Annotated in this window: 11 protein-coding genes; 4 read left to right on the top strand and 7 right to left on the bottom strand. The window is 66.0% G+C overall.

What is annotated here, in order from left to right; translation table 11 throughout:
- Positions 1–183: 183 nt before the first annotated feature.
- The 4 genes from lpdA to BM353_RS12955 all read right to left on the bottom strand — a co-directional run bounded on the left by lpdA (position 184) and on the right by BM353_RS12955 (position 7,921).
- On the bottom strand, positions 184–1,932 hold the full coding sequence (lpdA, locus tag BM353_RS12970; protein ID WP_177220551.1) for a dihydrolipoyl dehydrogenase: 1,749 nt from the start codon (positions 1,930–1,932) through the stop codon (positions 184–186).
- 13 nt (positions 1,933–1,945) lie between these two features.
- The gene (gene aceF / locus BM353_RS12965) at positions 1,946–3,208 is read right to left on the bottom strand and encodes a dihydrolipoyllysine-residue acetyltransferase (RefSeq protein WP_245759648.1); all 1,263 of its coding nucleotides are present in this window, start codon (positions 3,206–3,208) and stop codon (positions 1,946–1,948) included.
- 28 nt (positions 3,209–3,236) lie between these two features.
- Positions 3,237–5,894, bottom strand: coding sequence for a pyruvate dehydrogenase (acetyl-transferring), homodimeric type (gene aceE, locus BM353_RS12960; RefSeq protein WP_092081546.1), 2,658 nt, complete (start codon positions 5,892–5,894; stop codon positions 3,237–3,239).
- A gap of 293 nt (positions 5,895–6,187) precedes the next feature.
- On the bottom strand, positions 6,188–7,921 hold the full coding sequence (locus BM353_RS12955) for a tetratricopeptide repeat protein (protein ID WP_245759647.1): 1,734 nt from the start codon (positions 7,919–7,921) through the stop codon (positions 6,188–6,190).
- A 301-nt stretch (positions 7,922–8,222) separates the two neighbouring features.
- Here BM353_RS12955 and purF point away from each other — a divergent pair, with 301 nt between their 5' ends.
- On the top strand, positions 8,223–9,695 hold the full coding sequence (gene purF, locus BM353_RS12950) for an amidophosphoribosyltransferase (protein WP_245759650.1): 1,473 nt from the start codon (positions 8,223–8,225) through the stop codon (positions 9,693–9,695).
- A gap of 33 nt (positions 9,696–9,728) precedes the next feature.
- On the opposite strand, the gene BM353_RS12945 is transcribed toward purF, so the two are convergent.
- Positions 9,729–10,943, bottom strand: a complete 1,215-nt coding sequence (locus BM353_RS12945) for a DegT/DnrJ/EryC1/StrS family aminotransferase (protein WP_092081543.1) — start codon at positions 10,941–10,943, stop codon at positions 9,729–9,731.
- A complete protein-coding gene (locus BM353_RS12940) occupies positions 10,940–11,629 on the bottom strand; it encodes an HAD-IA family hydrolase (RefSeq protein ID WP_092081541.1) in 690 nt (229 codons plus the stop codon). The genes BM353_RS12945 and BM353_RS12940 overlap by 4 nt, the downstream gene beginning before the upstream one ends.
- A gap of 118 nt (positions 11,630–11,747) precedes the next feature.
- Between BM353_RS12940 and glmU the strand changes: the two genes are divergently transcribed.
- Complete coding sequence (glmU, locus tag BM353_RS12935) at positions 11,748–13,103, top strand: bifunctional UDP-N-acetylglucosamine diphosphorylase/glucosamine-1-phosphate N-acetyltransferase GlmU (RefSeq protein ID WP_092081539.1); 1,356 nt, start codon at positions 11,748–11,750, stop codon at positions 13,101–13,103.
- Positions 13,103–14,926 carry a glutamine--fructose-6-phosphate transaminase (isomerizing) gene (gene glmS / locus BM353_RS12930; protein ID WP_092081538.1) on the top strand — a complete coding sequence of 608 codons (1,824 nt, stop codon included), beginning with the start codon at positions 13,103–13,105 and terminating at the stop codon, positions 14,924–14,926. The genes glmU and glmS overlap by 1 nt, the downstream gene beginning before the upstream one ends.
- 52 nt (positions 14,927–14,978) lie before the next feature.
- On the opposite strand, the gene BM353_RS12925 is transcribed toward glmS, so the two are convergent.
- Entirely contained in the window at positions 14,979–16,631 is a 1,653-nt protein-coding gene (locus tag BM353_RS12925) for an electron transfer flavoprotein-ubiquinone oxidoreductase (protein ID WP_092081536.1), read from the bottom strand.
- A gap of 212 nt (positions 16,632–16,843) precedes the next feature.
- Here BM353_RS12925 and greA point away from each other — a divergent pair, with 212 nt between their 5' ends.
- Entirely contained in the window at positions 16,844–17,314 is a 471-nt protein-coding gene (gene greA / locus BM353_RS12920; protein WP_092081534.1) for a transcription elongation factor GreA, read from the top strand.
- Positions 17,315–17,350 lie beyond the last annotated feature (36 nt).

Genomic DNA, 17,350 nt, shown 5'->3' with positions numbered 1-17,350 from the left:
TTCATCTCAAAACCAGAGCTTACCCCCCCTTATAGCAGGCACAATACGACACCGGTGCAAAACCCACAGTCCCAGACCAGAATCTCCAAGCCGGCCCGCTCCGGAAACAACCGCCCGCCCTCTTCTTCTCTTGCAAAATACTCCGGGGGAGGCCGCCAGAAGCGGCCGGGGGCAGCGCCCCCGCTACCGTTTCCGCTTCTTGGGCGGCATGAGGTCCGTGATCGTCCCCTCAAACATCTCCGCCGCGAAATTCACCGTCTCCGACAGCGTCGGGTGCGGGTGAATGGTGTGCCCGAGATCGATCGCATCCGCCCCCATCTCGATGGCGAGCGCAACCTCGGAAATCAGATCACCCGCATTGGTCCCGACAATCGCCGCCCCGATCACCCGATCGTCCTCGGGATCAAACAACAGTTTGGTCAACCCCTCGCTGCGCCCGTTCGACAGGGATCGGCCCGACGCGGCCCAGGGGAAGACCCCCTTCTCATAGGCCACGCCCTTGGCCTTGGCCTCGGTCTCCGTCAATCCAACCCAGGCCACCTCGGGATCGGTATAGGCCACCGACGGGATAACCTTGGCGTCAAACGCCCGCTTCTCACCCGCCGCAACTTCTGCCGCAACCTTGCCCTCATGCACCGCCTTGTGCGCCAGCATCGGCTGCCCGACCACGTCGCCGATGGCGAAGATATGCGAAACGCCCGTCCGCTGCTGATGATCCACCGCGATGAACCCGCGCTCATCCACGGCCACACCGGCCTTCTCGGCCTCAATGAGTTTGCCATTGGGCCGCCGCCCGACCGCAACCAGAACCTTGTCGTAGACCGCACTCGAGGTTTCACCCTTGTCATCCTCGAAGGTGACCTTCAGCCCGTTCTTCTGAGCCTTCACCTCGATGACCTTGGTCTTGAGCAGGATGTCCTTGTAGCGCTTCTGGATCCGCGCCATCAGCGGCTTGACGATATCCTTGTCCGCCCCGGGGATGATCTGATCCATCAGCTCGACCACCGTGACCTCGGACCCAAGCGCGTCATAGACCGTCGCCATCTCCAGCCCGATGATCCCGCCACCCAGCACCAGAAGCTTGCCCGGCACATCGGCAAGCTCAAGCGCCCCGGTACTGTCAATCACCCGCGGATCATCATGCGGAATGAACGGCAGCGCCACCGGCTCGGACCCGGCCGCGATGATGCACTGGTCAAACGACACCGTCGTCATCCCCTCATCGCCGGTGACCTCTATCATGTTTGGCCCGGAAAACCGCCCGTACCCCTGAACGACCTTGACCTTGCGCGCCTTGGACAGCCCCTGCAACCCGCCGGTCAGCTGGCTCACGACCCCGTCCTTGAACCCGCGCAGCGCATCAATATCGATCTCGGGCTTGCCGAAACTGACCCCATGCGCGCCCATCTCCTCGGCCTCGGAAATGACCTTGGCAACATGCAACAGCGCCTTGGAGGGAATGCAGCCGACATTGAGACAGACCCCGCCGAGCACCGGGTAGCGCTCGATCATGACCACCTGCTTGCCGAGATCCGCCGCGCGAAACGCCGCCGTGTAGCCGCCCGGACCAGAACCCAGCACGACCACCTCCGCGTGCACATCGCCCTTGCCCGAAGCAGAGCCCGTCGCCGCCACGGGCGCTGGAGCAGCCTTGGGCTGCGACGCCTCCGACGGGGGCTCGCTGCCCCCCGAGGAGGCCCCCTCCGCCGCTTCGAACACCATGATCACCGTGCCTTGCGAGACCTTGTCGCCCTCGGAGACGCGGATTTCCGTGACCTTGCCCGCCGCCGGGCTCGGCACTTCCATGGTCGCCTTGTCGCTCTCGATTTCGATGAGCGGGTCTTCCGCCGCCACCTCGTCGCCGACCGCGACAAGAACGCTCACAACCGGCACATCGCTGAAATCGCCGATATCGGGTACCTTGATCTCCATCACACGCACCCCCTCAGAGCATCAGCCGGCGCACATCGCCGAGCAGGTGTTTGAGCGTCGCACAGAACCGCGCGGCCAGCGCCCCGTCGATCGCGCGGTGGTCATAGGAGAGCGACATCGGCAGCATGTTGCGCGGCACGAAGTCCTCACCGTTCCAGACCGGCGCCATCTTCGAGCGTGTAAGCCCGAGAATCGCCACTTCCGGCGCGTTGACGATCGGCGTGAACGAGGTCCCGCCGATGCCGCCGAGCGAGGAGATGGTGAAGCTCGCGCCCTGCATGTCCGCGCTCTTGAGCTCGCCCGCCCGCGCCTTGGCCGACAGATCGCCCAGCTCCTTCGAGACCTCGACGATCCCCTTGCGGTCCGCGTCCTTGATCACCGGAACCACGAGGCCGTTCGGCGTATCGGCGGCAAAACCGATGTTGTAGTAGCTCTTCTTGATGAGCTTGTCGCCGTCGGGGTGGATCGAGGAGTTGACCTCCCAGTGCTGCTTGAGCGCCGAGACGCTCGCCTTGATGATGAAGGACAGGAGCGTCACGCGATAGCCCTCATCCTTTGCCATCGTGTCGAGCTCCTTGCGATACTTGTCGAGCTCGGTGATGTCGGCCTCTTCGTTGTGGGTGACATGCGGGATATTGAGCCAGTACCGGTGCAGCGCGGGACCGGAGATCCGCTTGATCCGGCTCATCTCCACATCTTCGATCTCGCCGAACTTGGAGAAATCCACCGCCGGGATCGGCGGGATGCCCATACCGCCCTGCGCCGCCGCAGCGCCGCTCGCGGGGGACGCGGATTTGAGCGCCGCGGTCACATCCTCGCGCAGGATGCGCCCCTTGCGCCCGGTGCCGTTCACCTTCGTGAGATCCACATCCACCTGTCGCGCGAATGCGCGCACCGAGGGCGAAGCGTGGACCTTGCCGAAGCCCGCATCGGTGACCGCGGGGGCCGGCGCGGGCGCCGCTTTGGGCGCCTCGGCCGGTTTCGGCGCTTCGGCCGGGGCCGCTTTGGGCGACGCGCTCGGCTCGGAGCTGGCGGCCGCCGCTGCGGGCTCGACCATGAGGATCACGGTGCCCTGCGAGACCTTGTCGCCCTCGCCCACCATGATGTCGACCACCTTGCCCGCCGCCGGGCTCGGCACTTCCATCGTCGCCTTGTCGCTTTCGATCTCGATCAGCGGGTCTTCCTCGGCGATCTCGTCGCCCACGCTGACCAACACGGTCACCACCGGTACATCGGTGAAATCGCCGATATCGGGAACTTTGACTTCGCTTGCCATGTCTCTTTCTCTCCCTGAACTCAGCCGCTCACACGAGGCGCGGGTTGGGCTTTTCGCCGTCGATGTCATATTTCTTGAGGGCCGACTTGAGGTCTTTCTCAGTCACCGCCCCCGCTCGATACAGATCCACCATCGCCGCCGCGGCGATGTGGTTGGCATCCACTTCGAAGAACCGGCGCAGGTTGACCCGGCTGTCCGAGCGCCCGAACCCGTCGGTGCCGAGCACGGTGTACTCGCCCGGAACGCAGCGCCGGATCTGGTCGGCGAAGTTCTTCATGTAGTCGGTCGCCGCGATGAACGGGCCCTTGGAGCCGGTCAGCTGCTGGCGCACGAAGGAGACCCTGGGCTCCGCGAGCGGGTTGAGCCGATTCCAGCGCGCCGTGTCCTGACAATCGCGGGCCAGCTCGTTGAAGGACGTACAGGACCAGATGTCCGAAGTGACGCCGAAATCGGCCTTGAGCATGTCCGCCGCCATGATCGCCTGCACGAGGATCGTGCCCGAGCCGAGCAGGTTGACGTGTTTCTTGCCGGGCCGCGCGGTTTTGCGAAGCCGGTACATGCCCTTGATGATCCCCTCCTCGGCGCCCATCGGCATCTCGGGGTGGCGATAATTCTCGTTCATCAGGGTAAGGTAGAAGAACACGTCCTCCTGATCGACGAACATGCGCTGGAGCCCGTGCTGGACGATGACGGCCACTTCGTAAGAGAAGGTCGGATCGTAGCTGATGCAGTTCGGGATGGTGCCCGAGAGGATGTGCGAATGGCCGTCCTCGTGCTGAAGCCCCTCGCCGTTGAGTGTGGTGCGCCCCGCCGTGCCGCCGAGCATGAAGCCCCGCGCCCGGCTGTCGCCCGCCGCCCATGCCAGATCGCCGATCCGCTGGAAGCCGAACATCGAGTAGTAGATGTAGAACGGGATCATCGGCACGCCGTGGGTCGAATAGCTGGTCGCCGCCGCGATCCAGTCGGCCATGGCGCCGGCCTCGTTGATGCCTTCCTGAAGCACCTGGCCGGTCTCGGACTCCTTGTAATACATCATCTGGTCGGCATCTTCGGGCGTGTAGTTCTGGCCCAGCGGGTTGTAGATCCCCACCGACCGGAACAGCCCTTCCATGCCGAACGTCCGGCTCTCGTCCGGCACGATCGGCACCACGTTCTTGCCAATCTGCTTGTCGCGCAAAAGCGTCGTCAGGATCCGCACGAACGCCATCGTGGTGGAGATTTCGCGCTCGCCCGTGCTCTCAAGCTGGGCCTTGAACTTGTCGAGGCCGGGCACGTCGAGCTTGGGCGCGCCTCTCCAGTCGCGTTTGGGGAACTCGCCGCCGAGCGCCTTGCGCCGGTCCGCGAGGTAGGCCTTCTGCGCGTTGTTGAGCGACACGAAGGGCGCCTTGGGCAGGTCCTCGTCCGAGACCGGGATCTGGAACCGGTCGCGCATCGCGCGCAGCTGGTCGAGCTGCATCTTCTTTTGCTGGTGGGTGGTGTTCTGGCCCTCGCCGGCGGTGCCCATGCCGTAGCCCTTGACCGTCTTGATCAGCAGGCAGGTCGGCTGGCCCTTGTTGTCGGCGGCGCGCTTGAAGGCAGTGTAGACCTTGCGCGTATCGTGGCCGCCGCGGCGCAGGTTCCAGATCTCATCGTCCGACCAGTCCTCGACCAGCGCGGCCGTCTCGGGGTACTTGCCGAAGAAGTTCTTGCGGATATAGGCGCCGTCCTTGGAGCGGAAGGTCTGGTAGTCGCCGTCGACCGTCTCTTCCATGAGCTTGCGCAGCATGCCCGAGGTGTCGCGCTCCAGAAGGTCATCCCAGCCGCGGCCCCAGAGCAGCTTGATCACATCCCAGCCCGAGCCGCGGAAATCGCCCTCGAGTTCCTGGACGATCTTGCCGTTGCCGCGCACCGGGCCGTCGAGCCGTTGCAGGTTGCAGTTGATCACGAAGATCAGGTTGTCGAGCTTCTCGCGCGCGGCCAGCGTGATCGCGCCGCGGCTTTCGGGCTCGTCCATCTCGCCGTCGCCGAGGAAACACCAGATCTTGCGGTCGCCCATGTCGATGTGGCCGCGGTTGTGCAGGTATTTCATGAACCGCGCCTGATAGATCGCCATCAGCGGCCCCAGCCCCATCGAAACCGTGGGGAACTGCCAGTAGTCGGGCATGAGCCACGGGTGCGGGTAAGACGAAAGCCCCCCGCCATCGACCTCGGAGCGGAAAGCCTCCAGCTGGGCCTCGCTGATCCGGCCCTCCATGAAGGAGCGGGCGTAGATGCCGGGCACCACATGGCCCTGGAAGAACACAAGATCGCCGCCGTGCATCGCCGAGCGCGAGCGCCAGAAGTGGTTCAGCCCCACGTCATAGAGGCTGGCCGCGGAGGCGAAGCTCGCGATATGCCCGCCGTATTCGCTGCTGACCTTGTTGCGGCGTACGACCGTGGCCATGGCGTTCCAGCGCGTGATCGCGCGGATGCGGCCTTCCATGTCGTAATCGCCGGGATACTCCAGCTCGTCATCCGGCGAGATGGTGTTGATGTATGGCGTCGTCGCCGAGAACGGCAGCTGGGCCCCCGCGGCGCGGGCCTGCTGTACCGCCCGATCCAGCAGGTAATGCGCGCGGTTGGCACCATCGCGCAGGATGACATCCTCGATCGCATCCTGCCATTCCTGGCTTTCTACCGGATCGATGTCCTCGGGCAAGTCTGTCATGTAGTCTCTCCCTCCGTCGCCGGAACTCCGGCAGTCGTTCAATGGCAGTCGTTCAATGCTCAACAACCGGCGCTCCCCGCGCCGGGGCATCCTGTCCGGTGCACGATCGCGCACCGCCCAGAAGGTTAACAAGCCAAATAACACGCGGTTTTGCTGCGGGAAATGCTTGGCGGCGCATAGCGTCAGCGCGCAGAACGCATAGCTCACCCGATACCGACGCAGCCCACCGCAACTCGCTTAACGCTAAACAATACTTTGCGCGGAGGCCACCAGCCTCCCGCAAACGGGCCGGGTCATTGGCGGCCATCGGCCAGATCGACCAGCGGCGCCGCGCCTTCCTCGGCCAGTACCCGGTCAAGCCCCACCTCGAGCTTGCGCCGGATCCGCTCGGCTTCCGCCTCTTCAGGATCGAAGGAGAGCGCGCGCATCCACTGGAATCGCGCTTCCATCTTACGGCCCACCGCCCAGTAGACATCGCCCAGATGGTCGTTGACGATCGGATCGACCGGCATCAGCTCCGCCGCGCGCTCCATGTGACCCACGGCCTCGTCATAACGGCCCAGCCGGTAGAGCCCCCAGCCAAGACTGTCGACGATATAGCCGTTGTCGGGCCGCGCGGCGACGGCGGTTGCGATCATCTCCATCGCCTCGGAAAGGTTCAGCCCCTTCTCGACCAGCGAGTAGCCGAGATAATTGAGCACCTGCGGATGATCGGGGTTGAGCTCAAGCGCGGTGCGGAAATCGGCTTCGGCCGCGTCCCATTGATCGAGCCGCTCATGGGCGATTCCGCGCGCATAATAGATGAACCACGCCTCCGAGCCCGCCTCGGGCATGGCCGCGAGCGCGCGATCATAGGCCGAAACTGCGGCGGCAAAATCCTCGGCCTGCCGGTGAATGTCGCCCAGCCCCACATGCGCCTGCGCCTGCGACGGATCATCGGCGGCGAGCCGCTCCAGCACCTCGATCGCCGCATCCCTGCGCCCATCGCGGCGCAGCGCATCGGCGCGGCCAAGCTCGGCGGCCACGTAGACAGAGCTGTCATTCGGGATCTTGCGGAATTCGGCGACGGTCAGATCGAGACGGCCGAGCTCCTCGAAAATGTCGGCCATCAGCAAGATGGCATCGGTATGCGCCGGGTTCAGCACCTCGGCGGCGCGCGCATAGAGCAGGGTGTAGACGCTGCTGGCCTCGCCTTCGAGCGCGGCGGCGACGGAGTAGAACACCTCTCCCGCCCCTTGGCGCGGGTTTTGCACCAGCGAGAACGGGATGGCCTCGCCGGCGGCGAGCCGATCGACGATCTGTTGAAGCTCTTCGTCAAGCTGGCCGGGGAAGGTCGTCACGATCATTTCCAGCGCGTCGTCGAAGCGCCCCAGCTGGCTCAGCACCTGAACGCAGCCGACAACGCCCCGGCGGGTCTTGCGGATCCCGCTCGTGTCGACGCCGAAAAACACCGCCTCGGCGCCCTCGTAATCTCCCACCGAGGCCAGCGCGAGCGCCTTGTGATAGAGGCCGAACCCCTCCATCCCGCGCTCTGCGATGACCCCGTCGAAGCTGCGCAGCGCCGCGTCCATCGATCCGGCCCCGAGATGGGCCCAGCCCTGCAACAGCCCGTCGACCAGCGGGCCGACCCCGTGGCCATCGGTGATGGCCGCATCGACCTCGTCCCATTTGCCCGCCGCGCTGTCGGCGGCAAGCTGCACCAGATGGGAAATCTGGCTCTCGATTCCGGCCGCTTCCATGCGCCGCGCGATGGCGAGCGCCTGCTCATCCCTCCCGAGCGCCGAATAGGCCACGACCGCACCCTGCATCAGCGCCGGATTGCCCGGATCGGCCGACATGGCCCGCGCGTAGTAGCGCGCCGCCTGGTCGAAATCCCCGTCTAACTCGGCACTGCGCGCGGCGAGATAGGCCCCCGCAAGGCCGCGGGCCTCTGCCCCTGCACCCGGCAGGACCAGCGCCGAGGAGGCGAGCACTGCGGCCACCGTAAGGTTGCGGAAAAACGAACGGCCCGAAGAGATAACGAACAAACCTGTGCCCCCATCTGAGAAGTGGTCGTAGGGGGAGCCTAGCGGCTGGCTCGCACGATGACAATCAGCGCATAATTACAATCGGACCTTGTGTCCCGGGGCCCTGACTCGCGGCGCTTCTGCCCAAACCCGCGCCGGGCACGGACGCCCGCTGCGCGATGCACGCAAATCTTAATGTAAGTTTCGTGACAGCCCGCGGCGGAGCCTCTATGTGAAGGGCAGACTTCCCCACGGACGATTCGGATAGCCGATGAGCGAACTGCACAAGTTGCCACCCGCCAATCCAACAGACGACGATGACATGCGCGAAAGCGGCGTCTTCTACAGAGACGAGATGGACGCCGACACGGTGCGCGATGAATGCGGCGTCTTCGGCATCTCGGGGGTGAAGGACGCCGCGAATTTCGTCGCGCTTGGCCTGCACGCGCTCCAGCATCGCGGCCAGGAAGCGGGCGGGATCGTGGTCCATGATGCCATCGCCGGGTTCAACTCGGCCCGCCGCTTCGGCTATGTGCGCGACAATTTCACCAAGCAATCGCTGATGGAAACCCTGCCCGGCCCGCTTGCCATCGGACATGTGCGCTATTCCACCGCCGGCTCCAAGGGTCAGACCGCGATCCGCGATGTGCAGCCCTTCTTCGGCGAGTTTTCCATGGGCGGCGCCGCGATTGCCCACAACGGCAACATCACCAACGCCAACATGCTCCGGCGCGATCTGATCCAGCGCGGCGCGATCTTCCAGAGCTCGTCAGACACCGAATGCATCATCCATCTGATGGCCCGTTCCATGGGCCGGACAATCCCGGACCGGATGAAAGAGGCGCTGCGCCAGGTCGAGGGCGCGTTCTCCATCGTCGCGATGACCCGCTCCAAGCTCATCGGCGTGCGCGATCCGCTGGGCATCCGGCCGTTGATGCTGGGCCGGCTCGAGGGGGGCTATGTGCTCGCCTCCGAGACCTGCGCGCTTGACATCATCGGCGCCGAGTTCATGCGCGAAATCGAGCCCGGCGAGATGGTGGTCATCTCCGATGACGGCGAGGTGTCGTCCTATCGCCCCTTCGAGCCGGTCCGGCCCCAGCCCTGTATCTTCGAATACGTCTATTTCAGCCGCCCCGATTCCGTGCTCGGCGGCAAATCCGTCTACGAGGTGCGCCGCGAGATCGGCCGGGAACTGGCGCGCGAAGCGCCGGTGGAAGCGGACATGGTCTGCCCCGTGCCGGACGGCGGCACCCCGGGCGCCATCGGCTACAGCCAGCAATCGGGCATCCCCTTCGAGATGGGCATCGTCCGCAACCAGTACATGGGCCGGACCTTCATCGAGCCCACCGAGCAGATCCGCAACATGGGCGTGCGGCTCAAGCTCAACGTCAACCGTGCACTGGTGCAGGGCAAGAAGATCATCCTCGTGGATGATTCCATCGTCCGCGGCACCACCTCGCGCAAGCTCAAGGACATGATCCTGGAGGCCGGCGCGGCGGAAGTTCATTACCGCATCGCCAGCCCGCCGACGCTCTGGCCCTGTTTCTTCGGCGTGGACCTGCCACGGCGGGAGGATCTTCTGGCGGCGCGGATGTCCGAGGACGAGATGCGCGATTACCTCGGCGTGCATTCGCTGAAGTTCATCTCCATCGACGGGCTCTACCGCGCGCTCGGCATCCCCGAGGGGCGCGATCCCAAGGCCCCGGCCTATTACGACGCGGTGTTCACGGGCGACTACCCGATCACGCCGGTCGACATGCTTGAACAGGGTTTCAAGATGAAGGCCGCCGAGTAAGGCGCTGATCTAGATCGAAAATCATCGGGCAGGCTACCCGCCGCGCTGAGCTTCCTCACGGATGATGCGCGCGATCAGCGCGCAATCGTCGAGGCTGAAGGTCAGCGGCAGGCGCATGTCGATCAGCGTCGCGAGCACCCGGTCCGTCCGTGGCAGGCTCTGCCCCTCGATGTAGCGCCAGTGGCTGTGGCGCGAGGTGAACCCCTGCGGCTCTTCGGCGCCGAACCATTTGAGTTCCACCCCGCGCGCGAGGCAGCCCGCGAGGAAAGACCGGACCTTCTCCGCCGAAAAACCGGGCAGGCGAAACTGGATCGAGGAGCCGACGAAGGCTTCCGCCTGCGGTCGCGGGATCAGGGCGATCTGATCCACCCCGCGCAGCCCCGCCTCCACCGCGCGATAGCGCTCATTCCACGCCGCGCAATCCTCCGCCAGCCGCGCCAGTTGCGGCCGCAGGATCGCCGCGCGCAGGGCATCCATCCGCCCCGACACGTTGGGCATCTCATAGCGCAGCGCGTCAAACGCCTTGGGCGGCGGCGCGGCCGTGTGGCGCGCGTAAAGCATGTAGGAGCCCGAGAGCAGCACCATCCGCGCGGCGAGATCGGCATCATCGGTGAGGAGCAACCCGCCCTCGCCGGAGTTGATATGCTTGTAGGTCTGGGTCGAGTAGCAGCCGATCGCGCCGTGCCGCCCGGACCAGACGCCGCCCCACCGCGCGCCCATCGTATGGGCGCAATCCTCGACCACGCGGATATCCGCCGCCGCCGCGATCTCCATCAACCGGTCCATATCGGCGATATGCCCGCGCATATGGCTCAGGAGCAGCACGTCGCCGGCCCGCGCCTTGGCCGCGAGCGCGTCAAGATCGATGGTCAGCGCCTCGGTCACCTCGACCAGAACCGGCGCCGCCCCCACCGCGGCAATCGCGCCGGGCACCGGGGCGAGGGTGAAGGCGTTGGTGAGCACTCGGTCCCCCGGCCCAACCCCCAGGGCCCGCAACGCGGCCCCCATCGCATAGCCGCCGGAGGCCACCGCGAGGCAGTAGCGCGCGCCGCTCATCGCCGCGAAGTCCTCCTCCAGCCGCGCGACCTCGCCGACATCGCCCTCGGCCAGGTTGTAGCGGTGCAGCCGCCCGCTTCGCAGGACCGCGACGGCGGCCGCGATGGCCTCCTCGGGGATCGGCTGCTGCTGGGTGAAACTGCCGGTGAAGCGCGGCTCATGGGCGGCCAGCTCGGCCCGCCCGCCGCTCATGGCGCCACCTGCTCGGCAAAGAGCCGCACAACGATGTCCGGCAAGGCGGCATAGTCGTGCAGAAGCGCGTCGGGCTTGAGCGCCGACACCGCCTCGCCCTCTGGCCCGAAGGTGACCAGTACCACGGGCACGCCGAGCGCCCGGGCCGTATCCCGATCGGTGATCGTATCGCCAATGAGACAGGCGCGCTCGGCACGCCCGCCGAGCCGCGCGACGGTCTCGGCCAGCGGCTGGGGGTGGGGTTTGCGCACCGGCAGCGTGTCGGCCCCGATCAGCGCGCCGAACTCTCCGCGCACCCCGAGCCGCTCCAGCAGCGTCTGCGCCAGCCCCTCGGGCTTGTTGGTGCAGATGCCCACCGCCATGCCCGCCGCGCGCAGTGCCGCGACCGCCTCCATCGCGCCGGGGTAGAGCACGGTGTGCACATCGATCGCCGCGCCATAGGCGGAAATGAACCGAGGGAAATATTGCGTAACGACGTCCTCATCAAGCCGGCCCGCGCGCCGCAGCCCCTCGGTCAGCATCGCGCGTCCGCCGCGAAACGCCACCGCGCGATCCGCCGCCACGCCCGCATCGAGCTGATCGCCAAGCCCCATGGAGCGAAAACAGTGGTTGGCCGCCGCCAGAAGATCGCCGCTCGTGTCGGCCAATGTGCCGTCGAGATCGAACACAACCGTGCCGTTGCCCATGCCCACGTGCCTTGCCTCCTGTCACATACCGCAACCTTGTTTGATGCAGGCGGCGCTTGCGCGCAAGCCACCAGCCGGTATTACCGGGCCAAAGAGCAGTCAACAGTCGAGGCACGGTATGGCCACAGCCCTCATCATTCTGGCCGCGGGCATGGGCACGCGGATGCAGTCGGACCTGCCCAAGGTCCTGCACGAGGTGGCCCAGGCGCCGCTTCTCGCCCATGCGATTCAGGCCGGTGCGGCACTGGAGCCCGAGCGCGTTGTCATCGTCGCCGGGCACGGGGCCGAGGCGGTCAGCGCGGTGGCGCAGGAGTGGGATCCGCGCGCGCAGGTGGTCGTTCAGGACGAGCAGCTCGGCACCGGCCACGCGGTCCTTCAGGCGCGTGCGGCGCTGGACGGCTTTGACGGCACCGCCATCGTCCTTTACGGCGACACCCCCTTCATCCGGTCCGAGAGCCTCGCCCGGATGCAGGAGGCGCTGACCAGCCACGCGGTCGCCGTGCTCGGCTTCGAGGCGGCGGACCCGGCCCGCTACGGACGGCTGGTGACCGAGGGCGACGCGCTCTTGCGGATCGTGGAATTCAAGGACGCGAGCGCGGCGGAGCGCGCCATCACCTTTTGCAATTCCGGTGTCGTGGCCGCCCGGGCCGATCTGCTGTTTTCGCTTCTGGACGAGGTCGGCAACGACAACGCGGCGGGCGAGTATTACCTCACAGACGTCGTCGCGTTGGCCCGTGCGCGGGGCCTTGAGGCCGCGGCCGTGCGCTGCGATGAGGCCGAGACGCTCGGCGTCAACACCCGCGCGCAACTGGCCGAAGCCGAAGCCGCGTTTCAAGCCCGCGCCCGCGCCGAGCACATGGACAACGGCGTGACCCTCATCGCCCCCGAAACCGTCTTCTTCGCCCATGACACCGTGATCGGCCGCGATACGGTGATCGAGCCCAACGTGGTCTTCGGCCCGGACGTCACCATCGAAAACGGCGTGCACCTCCGCGCCTTTTCCCATCTCGAAGGCGCCCATGTCTCGCGCGGCGCGGTGGTCGGACCCTATGCCCGGCTGCGCCCCGGCGCGGAACTGGCCGAGGATGTGAAGATCGGCAATTTCGTCGAGATCAAGAACGCCCTTATCGACGAGGGCGCCAAGGTCAATCACCTCTCCTACGTCGGCGATGCCCATGTGGGCGCGGCGGCCAACCTCGGGGCCGGTACCATCACCTGCAACTACGACGGCGTCATGAAGCACCGCACCGAGATCGGCGCGGGGGCCTTCATCGGCTCCAACACCATGCTCGTCGCCCCGGTGCGCGTGGGCGCGGAGGCCATGACCGGCTCCGGCTCGGTGATCACAGAGGACGTGGAGGACGGCGCGCTGGCCCTCGCCCGCGCCAAACAGGTCACCAAACCCGGCTTCGCTCGGCGGCTCCGGGACATGCTCAAGGCGCGCAAGGCCGCCCAATCCAAGGGAGACGCGTGATGTGCGGGATCGTCGGTATACTGGGCACCCACGAGGTCGCTCCGTCCCTCGTCGAGGCGCTGCGGCGGCTGGAGTATCGCGGCTATGACAGCGCCGGGATCGCCACGCTGAACGACGGCCATCTCGATCGGCGGCGCGCGGTCGGCAAGCTCGTCAACCTCTCCGACCTGCTGGTCCATGACCCCCTGCCCGGCAAGGCCGGGATCGGCCACACCCGCTGGGCCACCCATGGCGCGCCGACCGTGACCAATGCCCACCCGCACAAGGCCGGGCCCGTCGCGGTCGTCCACAACGGGATCATCGAGAATTTCCGCGCCCTGCGCGAGGAGCTGGCCGCCCATGGCCTCCGGCCCGAGAGCGAGACCGACACCGAGACCGTCGCGCTGCTGACCCAGCACCACATGGCGCAAGGACTCTCGCCCGTCGCGGCGGCGGATCGGACGCTCGCGCGGCTCGAAGGCGCCTTCGCGCTGGTGTTTCTCTTCGACGGGGAAGAGGACCTGCTCGTCGCGGCGCGCAAGGGCAGCCCGCTGGCCATCGGCCATGGCAAGGGCGAGATGTACGTCGGCTCGGACGCGATCGCGCTTGCCTCGCTCACCGGCCAGATCACCTATCTCGAAGAAGGCGACCGCGCCGTGCTCACCCGCAGTTCCCTGACCATTCAGGACGCGGCCGGCGCGCCCGCTCTGCGCGAGATGCGCGAGGTCCGCCTCGATGCCGCGCGGATCGACAAGGGCGGCCACAAGCATTTCATGGCCAAGGAAATCGCCGAGCAGCCAACCGTCATCGCCCAGACGATGCAGACCTACCTCGGCGCGGATGGCCGCTCGATCGTGCTGCCGGGCGACGGGGTCGATTTTTCGCAGATCTCGCGGCTGAGCCTCGTGGCCTGCGGCACCGCGTTCTTTGCCTGCATGACGGCGAAATACTGGTTCGAGCGGATCGCGGGCCTGCCGGTCGACATCGATATCGCCTCGGAATTCCGCTATCGCGAGCCGCCGATCACACCCGGGACCGTCGCGCTGTTCGTCAGCCAGTCGGGCGAGACCGCCGACACGCTCGCCGCCCTGCGCTACTGCGCGGGCCGCGCCGACCGGATCCTCTCGGTGGTCAACGTGCCCGAAAGCTCCATCGCGCGGGAAAGCGCGCTTTCCCTGCCGACCCACGCGGGCCCGGAGATCGGCGTCGCCTCAACCAAGGCCTTCACCTGCCAGTTGACCGTCCTGCTCCTGCTTGCGCTCAAGGCGGGGCATGATCGGGGGCATCTGAGCGATGACGCGCTCGCCGAAAAACTCTCCTCGCTGCGCGCATTGCCGAGCCTCGTCAACACCGCGCTCGGCGCGTCCGATGCGTTGAAAGCCGTGGCCGAGGATTTGGCGCAAGCCGAGGATGTGCTCTTTTTGGGCCGCGGAGCGATGTACCCGCTCGCCCATGAAGGCGCTCTTAAACTGAAAGAAATCAGCTATATACACGCCGAAGCTTATGCATCGGGTGAACTCAAGCATGGGCCCATCGCGTTGATCGACGCGCATCTTCCCGTGATCGTCCTGGCCCCGCACGACCGGCTGTTCGACAAGACCGTCTCCAACATGCAGGAAGTCATGGCGCGGGGCGGCAAGGTGGTGCTGCTGACCGACAGCCGGGGCCATGCAGCCGCCAAAGAAGGGCTCTGGCACCACGCGATCTTCCCGCAGGTTTCCGAGGAGCTCGCGCCGATCCTCTACGCGATCCCGGCCCAACTTCTCGCCTATCACACCGCCGTCGCCAAGGGCACGGATGTGGACCAACCGCGCAACCTCGCGAAATCGGTCACGGTCGAATAAGGCGGCGGGCGGCGGCCTGGACCCCGCCCGCCTGACCCCACATGTTCAGGCCTCACATGTTCGGATAATTCGGCCCGTCGCCGCCCTGCGGCGGGACCCAGGTGATGTTCTGCGCCGGATCCTTGATGTCGCAGGTCTTGCAGTGCACGCAGTTCTGGAAGTTGATGACGAAGCGCGCCGGTTTGCCGGCCTCCTCGACAATCTCGTAGACCCCCGCCGGGCAATACCGCTGCGCCGGCTCAGCATAATGCGGCAGGTTCTCCATCACCGGCACGGACGGGTCCTCCAGCCGCAGATGGCAAGGCTGGCTCTCCTCGTGGTTGGTCATCGAGAAGCTGACGTTGGTCAGCCGGTCGAAGGAGAGCTTGCCATCGGGCTTGGGGTAATCGATGGGCGCGTGGGCGTATTTCTTCTCGGTCGCCTGCGCGTCGGTCTTGCCGTGCTTCAACGTGCCGAAGAGCGAGACCTTGAAGATCGACTGGATCCACATGTCCAAACCGCCGAGCGAGAGACCGCCAAGCAACCCGAAGCGGCCGTTGAACGGCGCCACGTTGCGCACGGGCTTGAGATCCTGCCCCACGGGGCCGGCGCGCAGTGCCGCGTCATAGGCCTCCAGCGTATCGCCCGAGCGCCCCGCCTTGATCGCCTCGACCGCCGCTTCCGCCGCCTCGATGCCCGAGTGCATCGCGTTGTGGTTGCCCTTGACCCGCGGCAGGTTCACCAGCCCTGCCGAACAGCCCAGAAGCGCGCCGCCGGGGAAGGCCACTTTCGGGATCGACTGGAACCCGCCCTTGGTCACCGCCCGCGCGCCATAGGCGATCCGCTTGCCGCCTTCGAGCAGCTTGGCCACGTGCCGGTGATGCTTGAAGCGCTGGAATTCCATGTAGGGGAAGAGATAGGGGTTCTTGTAGTTCAGATCGACGATCAGCCCGACGTAAACCTGATTGTTATCAAGGTGATAAATGAAGGACCCGCCGGTATTGGCCACCCCGAGCGGCCAGCCCATCGTGTGGGTCACCTCGCCCTCGTTGTGGTTCTCGGGCTTGACCTCCCAGATCTCTTTCATCCCGAGGCCGAATTTCGGCACATCGCACTCCGCATCGAGCCCGAATTTCGCGATCACCTCCTTGGAGAGCGAGCCGCGCACCCCTTCGGAGAGGAAGACGAACTTGCCGTGAAGCTCCATGCCGGGCTCATAGGCCGGGCCGGGCGTGCCGTCGGGCTCCCGGCCGAACTCCCCGGCCACCACGCCCTTGAGCGCGCCATCCTCGCCGTAGACCAGCTCCGAGCAGGACATGCCGGGGAAGATCTCCACGCCAAGCGCTTCGGCCTGCTCCGCCATCCAGCGGCAGACATTGCCCATGGAGACGATGTAGTTGCCGTGGTTGTTCATCAGCGGCGGCATGAGCCAGTTGGGCAGCCGAATGCGCCCACCGTGGCCGAGGATGTAGAAGTTGTCTTCCTTGACCGGCACGGTGATCGGGGCGCCCTTGTCCTTCCAGTCGGGGATCAGCCGATCGAGCCCGGCCGGATCGAGCACCGCGCCCGAGAGGATATGCGCGCCAACCTCGGAGCCCTTTTCGAGCACGACGACCTCCAGATCGGGGTCGAGCTGTTTGAGGCGGATCGCCGCCGAGAGCCCTGCAGGGCCGGCCCCGACGATGACCACGTCATATTCCATCGCTTCGCGTTCGATCTCACTCATGCCCGTACTCCCACGCGTCGGTTCGCTTGCTGCTGCCTAGCTTGCGGTTGCCGCGCGCGTCAATTGTGACTGTGCGTTTCGGCCCCTGCTGGGCGGAGGTATAATTCGCCCCCGACCCCTCTTGCAATCGCGGGGCGCTTCGGGGCAGGTTTTATCACTGATCTCAACCGCGGCCGCTCAAATGTGCCGCGGGCGCAAGGACGGAACACACCATGGAAAAGATCCCGATGACCCGCGCGGGCCACACCGCGCTCGAAGAAGAATTGAAGAAACTCAAGTCTGTAGAGCGGCCTGCGATCATCAAGGCGATCTCGGAGGCGCGTGAGCATGGCGACCTTTCGGAAAATGCCGAGTATCATTCGGCGCGCGAAAAGCAGTCGTTCATCGAGGGCCGGATCAAGGAGCTTGAGGGAATCATTTCCCTCGCGGAGGTGATCGATCCGAAGGCGCTCTCGGGGACGATCAAGTTCGGCGCCACGGTGACCATCGTCGATGAGGACACCGACGAGGAAAAGACGTGGCAGATCGTGGGCGAGCACGAGGCCGACATCGACCGCGGGTTGCTCAACATCCGCTCGCCCATCGCGCGCGCGCTCATCGGCAAGGATGAGGGCGACAGCGTCGAGGTGCGCACGCCGGGCGGTGAAAAATCCTACGAAGTGCTGTCGATCAGCTACGTCTGATCCGGCTTGGCGCCAGGGATCAGTGGGGCCAGAGAT

This window comes from Poseidonocella sedimentorum (genome assembly GCF_900116005.1).
In the GTDB taxonomy this organism is placed as follows: domain Bacteria; phylum Pseudomonadota; class Alphaproteobacteria; order Rhodobacterales; family Rhodobacteraceae; genus Poseidonocella; species Poseidonocella sedimentorum.
This window is presented reverse-complemented; position numbering and strand designations above follow the sequence as displayed.